The organism is Paenibacillus dauci, from assembly GCF_000971985.1.
In the GTDB taxonomy this organism is placed as follows: Bacteria; Bacillota; Bacilli; order Paenibacillales; family Paenibacillaceae; genus Saccharibacillus; species Saccharibacillus dauci.
Genome location: NZ_LAQQ01000001.1, coordinates 1,383,091 through 1,397,634, shown reverse-complemented (window position 1 = coordinate 1,397,634; position 14,544 = coordinate 1,383,091). Strand labels below are relative to the sequence as shown.

Here is a 14,544-nt window from a genome sequence, read left to right as displayed (position 1 = left end):
GAACGCCTTATGAATGAAAGCAGCCCAGCCTTGTCTGCGCGCAGGATTGTTATTATTGATGATGAACCGGATATTACAGACTTACTAGCTACAGTATTGCAAAAAGAAGGCTTTCGGCATATTTATACAGCAGCTACAGGAGAAGCGGGCATTAGCTTATGCCGGGAACAGCAGCCGGATATTATTATTCTGGATATTATGCTGCCGGATCTGGATGGATTTGCTGTCTGTCAGCAGCTGCGTCAGTTTAGTCAGGTACCGATCTTTTTCCTGTCTGCCAAAAATGAAGATATAGACAAGATTATAGGTCTTGGAATCGGTGGAGATGATTATATTACCAAGCCATTCAGCCCCAAAGAACTGGCTTACCGGATCAAGGCACGTTTTCGGCGGGACCTTATGTTGTCCGGCATGATCAGAGAGCAGCGTCCTGTATATGAATATGGCAATATTCGTATTGATGAAAATAAGGGAGAAGTGACTCGTAATAGTGAACCTGCAGGTTTGACAGCCAAAGAGTACAAATTGTTACTGTTATTGGCTTCCCATCCTGATCAGATATTCAGCAAAAGGCAGCTGTACCGAAAGGTATGGGAAGAAGATGACAGGGGCAGTGATAACGTCATTATGGTTCATATCCGGCATCTACGGGAGAAGCTGGAGGAAGACCCGTCCAATCCGCAGCGGCTGCTGACAGTACGCGGGATCGGTTATAAATGGACTTCGCGGAGCAGAGAATCATGAAATGGAAAATCACCTCGCTGTACGTCGGTTCTTACATTGTCCTACTTGGATTATTTTTGATTATCTATACAGCAGCTGTTTTTTATTTTATCGATAATGGCAGCGAATTCAGTCCGGTTGAGATGACACTGGAGTTTCAGCAGTACATTATTGGAGATAGCCAAGATCAGCCGATCATTACCGATACCGGTAAAAGTCTGCTTCAGCAAAATAAGGCATGGATTCAGGTACTCGATGAAAATGGGACAGAGATCGCTGCCTGGAACAAACCGGATCATACGCCGGAGCATTATACGCCCAGCCGGCTTGTTTTTATTAATAAATTTTCGGTCAATGGATCAACCATTTTCACGGGCGTGCGGGAGTGGAAGGACAGAGAATGGAGTTATTTGATTGCTTTTCCGGAGACTCAGGTAAGTAAATACCCGGTGAATTATGAACCACGCTACATGTTTAACAGTCTTTTTTATATTTTGGGCATATTGATTTTATCGATTCTGCTGATCGGGTATCTGTTTGGCAGTATACTGAGCCGTCCTACATGGAAGCTGATTCAGGCAATCACCCGTCTGTCCAGACGGGAGTACAGTCCCCGTTATAATGCGCGGGGATTATATCGTAACGTATACGAGAGTCTGAATACCTTGTCGGATAAGCTGCAGGAGCATGAGAGCGAGCATCAACGAATGGAGAAGATGCGGGATGAATGGATCGCCAATCTGTATCATGATCTGAAAACACCCCTATCTTCGATTCAGGGATATGCCGAATTGATGAATGATCCTATGGAAAGTATCAATGCAGAAGATCGTTCCCGTTACAGCCGTATCATTGCCAAGAATACTACTCAGCTGGAAGCGCTGTTGAATGATCTCAAGATCACATACCGCCTCCAAAATAATATTCTTCCCTTGACTATGCGCACTGAAGATCTACTGGAGGTGATTCGTGAGACGGTTATTCAGGTGTTAAATAACCCTATGTATCGGGAACGAGAGATTGATCTGGATTCCGATCAGGAGACGATCTTCATGTCGATTGATCATCAATGGATGCAGCGTGCCCTGAATAATCTGATTCTGAACGCGCTCATCCATAATCCGGTATCCACCCGAATTCGTATTCGGGTGCAGCGCCGACAGCACGAGGTTAAAGTACAGATTATAGACAATGGCAAAGGAATTCCGATTAACGAGCAGCAGCGGCTGTTTGAACGTCATTATCGGATAGCCGATGCCAGTCAGCCTACGGTTGGTTCCGGTCTGGGTCTGACGATTGCCAAGCAGATTGTAGAAGCTCATCAGGGAAGTATTACACTGGATAGTGAGCCTGATCGAGGAACAGTAGTCACGCTCCTTTTTGCCCATCCTTCTTCCTGTCCCAACGAGTAATCTATTGTTAAATATACCGTTCATGAATACACAGCAGGTGGATGATGATCCATACTAATCACTGTGAGATGACAGCTGCTTCAAAGCGCCTTTCCAAAATAGATCTTTTCTACAAAAGGCAGATACCGATGCAACAGGTATCTGTCTTTTTGCTTAAGCCAAACTTAAGGTGATTACAGTACTGCACTTAAACTTGGGTCCGTATACTGGGTGAAGAATCATTAACCAACCCGATATAAAGGAGCAGAAAAAATGAGTAAATGGATCATGGAGACACAGGGACTTACCAAAGCCTACAGGAAATTCATACCGGTCGATCAGCTTCAACTGCATGTGCGTGAAGGCGAAGTCTATGGATTTCTTGGTCCCAATGGAGCCGGCAAGACAACCACTATTCGTATGCTGCTGGGATTAATACGTCCCAGCGCCGGCAGTATTCGTATATTTGATCGGGAGCTGCCTCGGCACAGGTCTTTCATTTTGCGGCAAGTTGGTTCGATGGTAGAGGCACCTTCCTACTATGGGCATCTGACAGGTAGAGAGAATCTGAAGCTGACTTGTACACTGCTGCAGATCCCGGAAACCGAAGTGGATCGTGTGCTGGATATCGTACGCCTCAGCCAGGCACAGCACAAATTGGCGCGGACTTATTCACTAGGGATGAAACAACGTCTGGGTATAGCACAGGCACTGCTTGGCAATCCCAGATTGCTCATACTTGATGAGCCGACTAACGGACTGGATCCGGCAGGTATTCAGGAGATCAGGGAACTAATTGTAGAGCTGCCCCGGCAGCATGGGATTACTGTATTTATTTCCAGTCATATTCTCCGGGAGATTGAACGGGTGGCCACTCGTGTCGGTATTATTCATACCGGACGTTTACTTTTTGAGGGAGAAATGTCCGAACTGCAGAGAAAAGGTCATCCTTTTGTGCAGTTGTCTGCCGAACCGATGCAGCAGACGATAGATTGTCTGAGGGATTGGGGATACCTGGTAGAGAAAGCGGATCATGGCATGAATATTATGACAGATCCTGCAGAAGCATCGGTAATTAATCGGAGGCTGGTGAGCCATAATATCGAAGTATCGCATCTGAGTATAGGAGGCCGCTCGCTGGAAGATATCTTTTTGGAAATGACGAAAGGAGCCGACAGCCTGTGAATTTTATGAGAGTGCTATATACGGAATGGCTCAAACAGCGACGTGGATTACTTCCATGGATTGTAGTTGGTGGGCCTTTGATGTTTGCCGGTATGATGTGGGTGGATCTGTATCTGAGGTATAGCTATCTGAGCGGCAGACACCCGAACCTTAGTTCATGGGAACTGCTAATGCAGGAAGGATTCATGATATGGGCACTCTTTTATCCGATAGGTATTACACTGATCGCAGCGCTGGTTCATTATCGGGAATATACCGATCAGGGCTGGAAGCATCTGTTGGCGCTACCGGTGACCCGGTTATCTGTATATACAGCCAAGTGGCTTCTGATCTGGCTATTATCCTGTTCAGCGGCAGGGTTACTGCTAATTTTCATGTATATGACCGGTATAATTTTGCACTTTTCGGAGCCATTTCCTCTGGGTCAATATATACGATATGGTATCAATCTGTGTATTGCAGCCTTGGGAGTAGTGAGTCTACAGCACTGGCTGAGTTCGAGATTAGCTAATCCACTGTACGGGATGGCTATCGGTTTCTCGGGCAGTATGGGAGCTTTATTTTTTGCCCAGTCCGAGATGATGCGATTTGTTCCTTATGCGTCTGCCTTATTCACTATGACAGTAGACAATGAGGATCAATGGCTGGCAATCACAACAGGGCTAGTCGCAGGACCGCTGCTGCTGATCGCTGGATTGGTAGAATTCAGACAGCGGGATATCCATTGAGAGGAGAGAGTGCATGATTCGCTTATTTCAATATGAGTTACAAAAGATGAGACGGACGCGGCTTCTCTGGCTTGTGGCGATCGCTCCGTTGTTTATGGTGTTTCAGGGAGTTCAGAATTTTATTCGTTACAGGCAAATCTGGACGAGAGAAGCATGGGAGGTCATTATGGAGCAGACCTTTATCTTTTATCCTTCTTTTCTGTATCCTTTATTGATTGCCGTTATTATGGCCATGGTGGCGCGCGTTGATCACGTACAGGGTGGCTGGAAGTATATGCTGGCTCGTCCGGTATCCAGATCAGATGTATACATAGCCAAACTAGCAGTAGGAATATTGTATATTTTAATCAGCATGCTGGCTTTTGGCAGCAGTGTGGTGTTGGGTGGATTAGTTGCAGGAGCAGGTAGCAGTATTCCATGGGAAGAAATTTTCCGGAAAATGGCAGGCTGCTTTCTCGCTTCACTTCCTGTTATTATGATTCAATATGAGATCAGTGTACGTTTTAATCATGTAGGAATACCTCTGGCTTTAGGTATTATTATGAGTGTACCTTCTATTCTGGTAGCCAACTCCGAACAGTTCTGGCTACTGGACCCATGGACATATCCGGTTGTACTCATGCTGGGTTCACGTCTGGGTATGGATAATGGACAAGCAGGGATGATGAATATAGTTATTGTCATGCTGACGCTGCTGGTTTTCCTGATAGGAATAATGGGTTTCCGTCGCAGGGATATAGTATGAAATATAATATAAAAAAGCCTGTTCTCTCTGTGGCGGAGAACAGGCTTTCTTGAGTGGTTAGGCAATTATATTTGTTTTAGGTTGTACGGCGGAACTTGAACAGCGAGCTGATGAACAGAATGATCAGGAAAATAACACATGCCCCAATACTAATCCGGTTGCTCGCATCAAACAGGAACAGTACAGCAATTACACTGAGGCAGATGGCTGTCAGTCCGGAGATGTACGGATATCCCCAAATGCGGAATGAAGGCTGGATTGGATAGCTTTTGCGCAGCTTGAGCTGGGACAGACAGATGCTGATCCAGACGAGCAGTACAACAAAGCCAGGTACAGCAATCAAAATACCGAATACCTGATCCTGAGCTACATAGGCAAGCCATGAACCGAGCAGCAGGACTACAGCACATAGAATCAGACTGTTTACCGGTACACCGCGGCTCGACGTTTTGGCCAACATGGCAGGAGCTTCATTGTTGGTCGCCATGGAGTGCAGCATCCGGGTGGCTCCATAAATCCCGGAATTGGCAGCAGACAGGACTGCTGTAACGAGAATAAAGTTCATAATATGAGCTGCACCCTGAAGTCCGGTTGCTGTCAGTACCTGTACAAACGGACTGGTCTGGTCACTCAGCTGATTCCACGGGATCAATCCACAGATGATCAGAATCGGCAGGGTATAGAACAGCACAACCCGCAAAATAAAGCTTTTCACGATCTTTGGCAGTACTTTATCTGCATCGGGCGTCTCGGTCAGTGTCAGACCGATCAGTTCTGAACCTCCATATGAAAAGGTAACAACAAGCAGTGCCGACAGAATCGCGGCCCAGCCATTCGGCAGGAATCCACCGTGGGCTGTAAAGTTGCTCAAATAAGGAGCAGGGCTGCTACCCGGGATAATACCGAACAGCAGACAGCCGCCCAGTACGATAAAGATGATAATCATCGCAATTTTGATTCCGGCGAGCCAGAATTCAAGCTCACCCAATCGTCCGACGCTCATCGTATTAACCAGTAAAATAAAGGCAGCACTGGCCAGACTGAGCGTCCACAGTGGTACATCAGGGAACCAGAACTGCAAAAAGCTGCCGGCAGCGATGACTTCAATCACACATACGGCAAGCCACATAAAGCAGTACAGCCAACCGACAATAAAAGCGAGCCGTTGACCGTAAGCCAGAGAAATAAAGTCTTTCATGTTTTTGTTGGGATAAACCGTCGCCATCTCTGCAATGGCGCCCATAACGACCAGCAGGAGCAGACCTGCAAATACATAGGAGAGAATAACTCCAGGTCCTGCGAGGTTGATCGTTTCGGAACTACCTTTGAAGATACCTGTTCCGATAACACCGCCCATTGCCATAAACGTAATATGCCGTGGACGGAGCTTTTTCTGTAATGATGCTTCTTCATTTGCTTTCAAGCGTAAGTCCTCCTCAGTGTGATACTGCTTTAAACCACTCCAGTGTATTTATCTATACTAACTTATAATCGGCATTTTCGATATGAAATTCAATGCTGGCTAGGTATCTTTTTGAATGAGATATTATTTGGACAGGATCAAGAGATAGAGAATAGATACGAAGCACCCTAAAAACAAATAAAAAATGCCTTAACCTGGGCATTATCCGATAAATTACAGGTTTGCGTACTGTAATCTACCGAGAATGCAGGTCAAGGCGGTTGGATAAATCGATTTTATAAATTAATTGGCGGCTACGTTTTTCATAATATCATCGATAATCATCGAGTTAGCGATCGGGCCGGTGTATAACCAGCTGGAATCCAGACTCATCGTATACGCATGTCCTGCTTTAACAGCTGGTATACTGTTCCATACTTCCGGACTAATATGATTTTCCGGAGATTCATCATCCTTGATAATAACAAACAGATAATCGGCATCCAGCTCGGAAAGGCTTTCCTGGGATAGGGAGCTCCAGTTGGCTTTGCTGCTGGCAGAGGCTTTTTTGACGACTTCAGGTACACTCATGCCCAGATCTTTGTACATGACATCCCCGCTAGACAGATTCTGGTTGACGATAAAGATACTTTTGCCGCTGATCCAGATGGCAGCAGCTGATTTGGTACCGACTGCCTGCTGCAGCTGCTGTTTGGCATTTTTGGCTTTGGTCTCATAATCCGCCAGCACTTGCTCGGCTTGATCGCTTTTGCCAAGTGCATTACCGACACTTTTCAGTTCTTCGCGCCAGTCATTGTTCTGTGCATTGCCGACGACATAGGTAGGAGCAATCTGGGCGTATTGATTATATTTTTCGCCTGCTACCATTTCTGCACTGTCCATCAGTAGCAGATCAGGTGTGAAATTAATAACAGCTTCATACGGTAATTCGGAAGAGATAGCAGGGACACCTTTGAGCTTGTCTTGCAGATAATCCTGGACATCGCCTTTGCCGATCGACCACTGTGCCACAGGAGTGACGCCAAGTGCAACGAGTGGATCTTCGAGATAGGAAGCGATAATACGCTGCGGATTGGCAGGAATCTTCACTTCATGTCCCATACTGTCTTTTATTGTGCGTTCCGCTGCAGCCGTATCTGCAGGAGCAGCTGCTTCATTACCGGTTGAAGATGGAGTAGTGGCGGGTGCTGAAGATGAGCAGGCGCTTGTAACAAGTACTGCGGACAGAAGCAGAGCAGCCGTTCCGAATGGTTTGTTAAAACGATACATATGTAATTCCCTCCAGATTTGATGTTTGCTCATGTTGGTTGGTGTATACCCAAGTCAAGCATTAGGTACAGTATACATCATTTCCGAAATAAATGAGAATTATTATCAAGTAGATAATTCTACGAAATAATGACTATTTGTTGAGACGGTAAAGGGAAATATCCTGTCTTTCTTATTAATTCTTGGCCTTCCGGGGAAAGAATCCAGGTCAGTAAAGGTTGAATATTTGGATTGCTGGATACTTTCGCTTTCTTGTTTGATGAATCATCGGTACCTTTGGATAATTGATGTGCAGTAACTGCGTAGAAAGGAGCAATCAGCTTATACGTACCATTTGCTATACTTTTGGAATCCGGGTAGATACCATCGACTGCCAAAAGTCGAATATCCGAATTGGGATTCATCGTCGTAGCAAAAAAATGAAAAGAGTAGCCGATCGCATTGTTATAGTTTCGATACGAAGCGACTTTTTCCATAATATCGCCCATACCTGAAGCCACACTGTCGGTTGGCGGATTCATCGGTTGTTCGCTGCCCATCCACCTGCGCAGCATGGCTTGGCTTCCGCTGTCCTCTGGCCGCTGGAAAGCCTGGATCGATTCATTTTTGCCACCTACCTGCTGCCAGTTGGTAATTTTGCCGCTATAAATCTCTTTGATCTGCTCAGAAGTCAGATTCGTAACCGGATTATCCTTGCTCACAAAGAATACAAATGCTTCCTTGCCAATAGGTGTCAACTGCAGTTCAAGATCATTTTGCCGGGCCAGCTGCTCTTGCCCGCTGGAAGGAGCAGCAGCGAAGATCATGTCTGTATTGCCAGCGATTAGTCGTTCGTATGCGGGCCCGGTACCGTTGCCTTGTACGGCACTTTTTTGCTCATGTGGATCATAGACAGCACGCGGATAGACGGCCTGGACAAAGGCAGAATAGACCGGATACAGAGCTGTTGCTCCATCCAGACGTGGCAACTTTGTCCCTTTGTCCAGATGATAGGAAGAAGTTCGTCCCAAAGAAGCGACCAGACTTGGCTGCTGCTCTGTCTGGAAAGGTTGGTATTGCTGTAGATCAATATCCTGCACACTGACAGCGACCATACTTTGATCATAAAGGGTATAGCCTTTGTAACTGGCAGCAGCTACGATGCATCCTGCCAGGCAGACAATGAGGAGCCTTTTAAATAGAGGATGATGCAGTATGTTCTCGAAACAAGCGAGAATAAAAGCAATCTCCAGAATGAGCAGCACAACATAGAAAATAATGATATAGGCGACAGGATGATCACTCGTAAACCCGATCACGACCGTTCCAATCATTCCTGCAAAAACACAACCTGCTAGCCCCAGCAAGGCGGCTCCGATCGTCGTCAGTACGCGTTCCATGAATAGTTCTCCTTTGTTAAGAAAGTAGTGCCGGATCATTCATTTCCAGAATTACCGGACAATGATCGCTGCCCATAATCTGACAGTCGATCTGCGCGTCAATCAGTACCGGTGCCAGCCGAGAAGAAGCGAGGAAGTAGTCAATCCGCCAGCCAATATTGCGCTCGCGTACTTTGGCCATATAAGACCACCAACTGTACATATCTTCGCGATCGGGATAGAAATGCCGGAAAGTATCGATAAATCCCGATTCCAGCAGGAGGGTCATTTTGCCACGCTCTTCATGGGTGAATCCTGAATTGCCTATATTGGAGCGGGCATTTTTGAGATCGATCTCCTGATGGGCGACATTCAGATCTCCGCAAATAATGACAGGCTTGTGCTTGTCCAGCTCCAGTACATAGAGGCGGAATCGGTCTTCCCACTCCAGTCGGTAGGGGAGTCTCAGCAGGTCGCGCTTTGCATTGGGAGTATAGACATTGACCAGATAAAACCCCTCGTACTCCAGCGTAATCATGCGGCCTTCCTCTTCATAATTTTCCTCCAGTCCATAGTGGACAGATAACGGCTTAATGCGGGTAAATACGGCTGTACCGGAATAGCCCTTTTTCTGTGCATAATTCCAGTACTGCTCATATGCTCCACCATGATCAAGTTCGATCTGACCGGCTTGCAATTTGGTTTCCTGAATGCAGAAAATATCGGCATCCACACGGTCGAAATAATCATTAAATCCTTTTTTGACAGCAGCTCTCAGGCCATTGACGTTCCATGATACAAGCTTCATTGGTGTATAATCTCCTTAGGGGTCATAATGGAATAATCGATATGTACCAGCACACAATCAAACAAGCAGAGCATGAACAGCCTGCATAGAAGCAGATCATCAAGCTTTGCTTGCTGAATAGCATACTATCAGTGTACCACGACTGCGAAAAGGAGGAACAGATGAGTAGCATATGTCTGCTGATCCATGGCTTCACTGGAGGACCGCATGAGGTCGAACCACTGCGCGCCTATTTGGAAGAAAGGAAATGCATCACCAAAACATTTATACTGGCAGGACACGGCGGCACAAGAAAAGATATGATGGATGTGAGCTACCAGGACTGGATAGCTGGAGCGGATCGTGAGCTTCAGGAGCTGCTGGAACAGCATGAATATGTCCATCTGATCGGCTTCTCGACCGGAGCACTTATTGCTGCCCATCTGAGCATACGTTATCCGAATCGGATTCGGACACTCACGCTGTTGTCTGCGCCCGTCTTTCCACTGAATCCACGGCAAATTATGAGGACGCTGATACAACCGCATATGGTTCGTGCATACTGGCGTAATCTATGGCAGGTTCCTCCACAGGCGACGCGAGAATTTTATAAAATAGTCCATGCTTCGCATAGGATTTACAAGCAGATAAATACACCGGTATTCATTGTTCAGGCTGAACAAGATCATCTGGTCAAACCGCACAGTGGCACCTATTTATATAATCAATTACAAATGGGGGAAAATAACAAACACTTATTGGTCATAGCGGATAGCGGACACTTGGTCTGTCACTGCAAAGACCCATCCGAATTATTTAACGCCGTATACGAGTGGATCTGTCGTCATGCATCTGATCAAAATGCTGCAGGAAAAAGATAAGTAGATCAAGATGCTATGAAGCATAGCCAGATTACATAGTAGCCGAAAAAAGAATAAATGTTCGTATAAATGGATTGACAGACCTCACCGCATCCGCTATATTAAAAACAAATTCAATATGCTGTGCGGGTGAAGCACCTCGCAGAAACAGGCTATATGCTGTTTCTGGAGGTGCTTTTTTTGTTGTCTGCCTGTCAAACATATCATAGGAGGAATACATAATGAACAGCACCCATTCAAGCAATACAGTCGCTAATCAAGAAAGAACAACAACCATCGTGAAAAGAAAAAGATTTTCTACACATTGGAGGTCGGGGCTGCTATCGATAGGATTAACGTTAATCCTGCTGACTTCGCTTTTGCCTACCGGGCATGCGTATGCAGATAACTGGACTACAGCTGTAAATGGCATAGAAGCCGTATATGATGGAGTTGCTTCGTTGGAATCCGTGATCCAGCTAGAGAATCAGCAGACCCAGACTCTGCGTAAGCAGAATAACAGCCGCCTTCAAATCGTCAATGCCAGAATCAAAGACATAGATAAAGCCAAATTAGCTGCTCTCAAAACAGCAGTTACGCAAACTGAACAGAAATATGCTCCCTTATTCTCGGAGTATGGAGAGCTTGGTAAACAGGCAGCCGCAGCTCGCAAGCAAAAAAATACCAAAAAAGTCGAAGTAATCAGTCTCAAACGCAACAAAATGAAAGCCGAGGTTACTGCTGCCCGCACTGAAATTAAACAAAAGAAAGCAGCTCTCACCCAGGCAAGAAAAGAAACAGCAGCACGCAAAAAGACCGTCAAAGAAGCGTTAGCTCCTGTACAGACGGTCAAAAAACAGATCACTGCCGAAAATAAAATCATTTCTACCTACAAAAAAAGCCGTTCTGCTGCACGGAAAAGCTATCATGCAGCTGTCAAAAGAGGAGATGCGATCAGTGCAGCTGCCTATCTGACAGTTGTCTATAACAAGCTTGGAGCAATCCATGCATCCCAGCAAAAAATATACAACTGGGAGCAGCAGATTACGACGATTATCAAAACAGCAGAATCCCGATTATAGCTCTTCAAAAGCCAGATTCAGCGGCTCATTCGGCAGCGCTCTCTCCGGCTCCAAATTGGTAACCGGAATGCTATGATCAACTTCTTCGAAGCGGAATCCATCTACCCAGACATGGCCTGTACCGTTAAGAAGTATGCCGATCAGAATTATCTCGCTTGTCTGGGGAATATCCAGCACGATAGCATAGTGATTCCAGTCTGTATCACCCGAAATAGGCCGGTTATTCATATTATCAAATTGCAGAATCTGCTGATCGGCACCGTCGACCCGCATCCATAATCCGCACGCAAGATGAACATTGCTGGTTTTGACAAAGCCCGAAAAGCGTATTCGTTTACCTGTATAATGATCTGCTCTGAATTCCTGCATCAATGTGGCAAACGCAAATGGTTCAACGGGATGAATCGATTTGAGATAAGCAGCAGTGCTGCCGGTATGCACAGTATGATGATCCAGACCAATTTCATAATGCGGAGTATCGGTTCCACTCAGGAACCAGCCCTTGATCGGTGAAGTGGTATCCATTATTGACTCTCCTTTATCCAGATAGGGTGAGAGGGAAGCAAAGACCTGACGATAGCGGCCGGGAGGAAGTCCGTATATTTTTTTGAATGAGCGGGTAAATGCTTCCTGACTCTCGAAATGGCAGTGCAGCGCAATATCCAAAATGGGAGTATGAGAGTGTAGAAGCAATACTGAGGCCTGACTGAGACGGCGCTGCCTTATATAATCAGCAATATTCATACCTGTGGTTCGGCGAAACAAACGGTGAAAGTGATAAGGAGAAAAGCCTGCATAAGCTGCAATCTGCTCAAGTGTCAGTTCTTCCAGCAGATGGTTCTCTATATATTCAATACTGCTCTGAATAAGCGTTTTCTTGATCAATGCTGTCCCTCCTTTCTACAATTAGAATACCAGACAGGAAAGATAGATTTTTGATCATTTTTGCGGTCTTGAGGGTCCTTTTAACATCAATAATGTCCAGCAAAGAAGTACACGAAGACATAGAAGGATGTCCTGTTCTGAATATTATGTCCTATTTGAAACTTGAAAAACACACTATACAAAAGCTGCTAATAGACACGTATAGTTGTAACCGCCAGTTGTCAGGGGTAAGATGGGGCTAACGTACATATTCAGGAGGTTACCCAAAATGAGTACTGACACTATGCTGATGGATTATCTGACTGTTCACTCTGCGTATCATCCGATTGCAATACCCGACAGAAATCGCTGGACGTACTTTTCCAAAATGACTGGCTTTCCGCAATTATGGACACTGGATGATTCTGGTACATCCCGGCTTGTAGTAGAAGCGGAAGACCGGATTTTGAGCGTAAAGTATAGCCCTCTGGGAGATCGTGCTGTAGTAGGAATGGATCATCATGGTAATGAGAAACAGCAGCTGTATATTATGCATCTGCTGAATGAATCCACCCCACCAAAAGCAAGTAGCGACTCGTTGGTTCCACTGGTGCAATCGCTGGAACATTTTCACCACATTGGTGGTTGGTCTCCGGATGGCCGACTGTTATCCTATTCAAGCAATCGAAGAGACCCTGCCTTTTTTGATATTGATGTTATTGAAGTAGATAGCGGAGAAGTGCGGACTATTTTTCAGTATGATGGTAATTGTGTACCGCTTGGCTGGGTAGATCAGGAGCATCTGCTGGTTCGTATTCAGGAGACGAATCTGGATAGTGGTATTTATTTGCTGGATATCCAATCAGGTATACGTATTCGTCTTGGATCGAATTCGAATCTGGCACGTTATGAATCCATACTCACGGCAGATCAGGGACGTGCAGGCTATGTACTGACGGATGCTGGTGAAGAGACACTATATATTGCCCGGTTTACATGGGATCAGCCGGAACAATTGCACAAGCTGCTGGGCATATCAGGTTGGGATATCGAAGAGATTGCTTTAACACCGGATCAGACGATGCTGGCTTTTAGTGTTAATGAGGATGCGATATCCAAACTGGGACTGCTGCGTCCGGATACAGGCGAACGTGAAATGATCGAGGTACTGCCGGAAGGTGTAGTCGATTCCCTTTCCTGGTTGAACGATTACGAATTGATCTTTGCACTGCGTTCTCCGGTAATGCCTGGCGATATCTGGCGGTATAACCGTCTGAATAAAGAGCTGGTTCGACTTACCCGAATAGGACATTCCGACACAGTGGGATCATTGTGGAGACAGCCAAAGCTATATCGTTATGATTCATTTGATGATCTGTCGGTGCCTTATTTCCTGTATGATCAGCAGTCTGTACCCAGTGGAGAGAAGGCAGCAGTCATCTATGTACATGGTGGTCCGGAAGGACAGACCAAAGCGGAATACCATCCGGTTATGCAGTATCTGGTACAGCAGGGATTCGTCGTAGCTGCTCCCAATGTACGCGGAAGCAGCGGCTATGGAAGAACCTACATCCAGCTGGATGATGCCCGCAAACGGATGGATTCGGTGCAGGACCTTGCCTGGCTTGTAAAAGCGCTCATTCGTGACCACGGTGTTCATCCCCAGAAAATCGGCATTATGGGACGTAGTTATGGCGGTTTCATGGTACTGGCTGCGATCACGCATTATCCCAAGCTGTGGGCAGCAGGGGTAGATATTGTCGGTATCTCCAATCTCAAAACACTACTGCAAAATACAGGTGCCTGGCGTCGCCGGCTGCGTGAATGTGAATATGGTTCGCTGGCAGAACACAGTGACTTTTTCGATGATATCGCTCCACTACATCATACTGCCAATATTACAGCACCACTGCTTGTATTTCATGGACGCAATGATACCCGCGTACCGGTCAGTGAAGCCGAGCAGCTGGTACATGATATGAAGGAGCGTAATCAACAGGTAGAGCTGATTGTTTTTGAAGATGAAGGACATCAGACAGAACGACTGGAGAATCATATTACCATGCACCGCAAAACTGTTGAATTTTTCAATGATCATTTGCGCTAAGTAGACCATATTTGAATGACAA

13 protein-coding genes are annotated in these 14,544 nt (G+C 45.9%); 8 read left to right on the top strand and 5 right to left on the bottom strand.

Annotated elements, in window-relative coordinates; genetic code table 11:
- Positions 1-9 precede the first annotated feature (9 nt).
- The 5 genes from WH46_RS13510 (at position 10) to WH46_RS13490 (ending at position 4,772) form a co-directional block, all read left to right on the top strand.
- On the top strand, positions 10-744 hold the full coding sequence (locus tag WH46_RS13510) for a response regulator transcription factor (RefSeq protein ID WP_046227030.1): 735 nt from the start codon (positions 10-12) through the stop codon (positions 742-744).
- Positions 741-2,135 carry a sensor histidine kinase gene (locus tag WH46_RS13505; RefSeq protein WP_046227029.1) on the top strand — a complete coding sequence of 465 codons (1,395 nt, stop codon included), beginning with the start codon at positions 741-743 and terminating at the stop codon, positions 2,133-2,135. The genes WH46_RS13510 and WH46_RS13505 overlap by 4 nt, the downstream gene beginning before the upstream one ends.
- A gap of 252 nt (positions 2,136-2,387) precedes the next feature.
- On the top strand, positions 2,388-3,299 hold the full coding sequence (locus WH46_RS13500) for an ABC transporter ATP-binding protein (protein WP_046227028.1): 912 nt from the start codon (positions 2,388-2,390) through the stop codon (positions 3,297-3,299).
- A gap of 5 nt (positions 3,300-3,304) precedes the next feature.
- Positions 3,305-4,027: an ABC transporter permease gene (locus tag WH46_RS23420; RefSeq protein WP_231584356.1), complete on the top strand. Its 723-nt coding sequence runs from the start codon at positions 3,305-3,307 to the stop codon at positions 4,025-4,027.
- A gap of 13 nt (positions 4,028-4,040) precedes the next feature.
- Complete coding sequence (locus WH46_RS13490; protein ID WP_046227027.1) at positions 4,041-4,772, top strand: ABC transporter permease; 732 nt, start codon at positions 4,041-4,043, stop codon at positions 4,770-4,772.
- A 76-nt stretch (positions 4,773-4,848) separates the two neighbouring features.
- Here WH46_RS13490 and WH46_RS13485 read toward each other — a convergent pair whose 3' ends face one another.
- The 4 genes from WH46_RS13485 to WH46_RS13470 all read right to left on the bottom strand — a co-directional run bounded on the left by WH46_RS13485 (position 4,849) and on the right by WH46_RS13470 (position 9,630).
- Positions 4,849-6,195 carry an amino acid permease gene (locus tag WH46_RS13485; protein ID WP_046227026.1) on the bottom strand — a complete coding sequence of 449 codons (1,347 nt, stop codon included), beginning with the start codon at positions 6,193-6,195 and terminating at the stop codon, positions 4,849-4,851.
- Between the two features lie 282 nt (positions 6,196-6,477).
- Entirely contained in the window at positions 6,478-7,464 is a 987-nt protein-coding gene (locus tag WH46_RS13480; protein ID WP_046227025.1) for an ABC transporter substrate-binding protein, read from the bottom strand.
- 119 nt (positions 7,465-7,583) lie between these two features.
- Entirely contained in the window at positions 7,584-8,843 is a 1,260-nt protein-coding gene (locus WH46_RS13475) for a PstS family phosphate ABC transporter substrate-binding protein (protein ID WP_046227024.1), read from the bottom strand.
- A gap of 16 nt (positions 8,844-8,859) precedes the next feature.
- Complete coding sequence (locus WH46_RS13470; protein WP_046227023.1) at positions 8,860-9,630, bottom strand: exodeoxyribonuclease III; 771 nt, start codon at positions 9,628-9,630, stop codon at positions 8,860-8,862.
- A 161-nt stretch (positions 9,631-9,791) separates the two neighbouring features.
- On the opposite strand from WH46_RS13470, the gene WH46_RS13465 reads away from it, so the two are divergent.
- Entirely contained in the window at positions 9,792-10,490 is a 699-nt protein-coding gene (locus tag WH46_RS13465; protein WP_046227022.1) for an alpha/beta hydrolase, read from the top strand.
- 221 nt (positions 10,491-10,711) lie between these two features.
- Positions 10,712-11,551 carry a hypothetical protein gene (locus WH46_RS13460; RefSeq protein WP_052714229.1) on the top strand — a complete coding sequence of 280 codons (840 nt, stop codon included), beginning with the start codon at positions 10,712-10,714 and terminating at the stop codon, positions 11,549-11,551.
- Here WH46_RS13460 and WH46_RS13455 read toward each other — a convergent pair.
- Positions 11,546-12,436: a helix-turn-helix transcriptional regulator gene (locus WH46_RS13455; protein WP_046227021.1), complete on the bottom strand. Its 891-nt coding sequence runs from the start codon at positions 12,434-12,436 to the stop codon at positions 11,546-11,548. The genes WH46_RS13460 and WH46_RS13455 overlap by 6 nt on opposite strands.
- Before the next feature lie 268 nt (positions 12,437-12,704).
- Between WH46_RS13455 and WH46_RS13450 the strand changes: the two genes are divergently transcribed.
- Positions 12,705-14,522 carry a S9 family peptidase gene (locus tag WH46_RS13450; protein WP_082208402.1) on the top strand — a complete coding sequence of 606 codons (1,818 nt, stop codon included), beginning with the start codon at positions 12,705-12,707 and terminating at the stop codon, positions 14,520-14,522.
- The last annotated feature ends 22 nt before the right edge of the window (positions 14,523-14,544 follow it).

Excerpts from the sequence above, each read along its gene's own strand:
- WH46_RS13510 (WP_046227030.1), top strand. The coding sequence starts at position 10 with ATGAATGAAAGCAGCCCAGCCTTGTCTGCGCGCAGGATTGTTATTATT.
- WH46_RS13505 (WP_046227029.1), top strand. The coding sequence starts at position 741 with ATGAAATGGAAAATCACCTCGCTGTACGTCGGTTCTTACATTGTCCTA.
- WH46_RS13500 (WP_046227028.1), top strand. The coding sequence starts at position 2,388 with ATGAGTAAATGGATCATGGAGACACAGGGACTTACCAAAGCCTACAGG.
- WH46_RS23420 (WP_231584356.1), top strand. The coding sequence starts at position 3,305 with ATGAGAGTGCTATATACGGAATGGCTCAAACAGCGACGTGGATTACTT.
- WH46_RS13490 (WP_046227027.1), top strand. The coding sequence starts at position 4,041 with ATGATTCGCTTATTTCAATATGAGTTACAAAAGATGAGACGGACGCGG.
- WH46_RS13480 (WP_046227025.1), bottom strand. The coding sequence starts at position 7,464 with ATGTATCGTTTTAACAAACCATTCGGAACGGCTGCTCTGCTTCTGTCC.
- WH46_RS13475 (WP_046227024.1), bottom strand. The coding sequence starts at position 8,843 with ATGGAACGCGTACTGACGACGATCGGAGCCGCCTTGCTGGGGCTAGCA.
- WH46_RS13470 (WP_046227023.1), bottom strand. The coding sequence starts at position 9,630 with ATGAAGCTTGTATCATGGAACGTCAATGGCCTGAGAGCTGCTGTCAAA.
- WH46_RS13465 (WP_046227022.1), top strand. The coding sequence starts at position 9,792 with ATGAGTAGCATATGTCTGCTGATCCATGGCTTCACTGGAGGACCGCAT.
- WH46_RS13460 (WP_052714229.1), top strand. The coding sequence starts at position 10,712 with ATGAACAGCACCCATTCAAGCAATACAGTCGCTAATCAAGAAAGAACA.
- WH46_RS13450 (WP_082208402.1), top strand. The coding sequence starts at position 12,705 with ATGAGTACTGACACTATGCTGATGGATTATCTGACTGTTCACTCTGCG.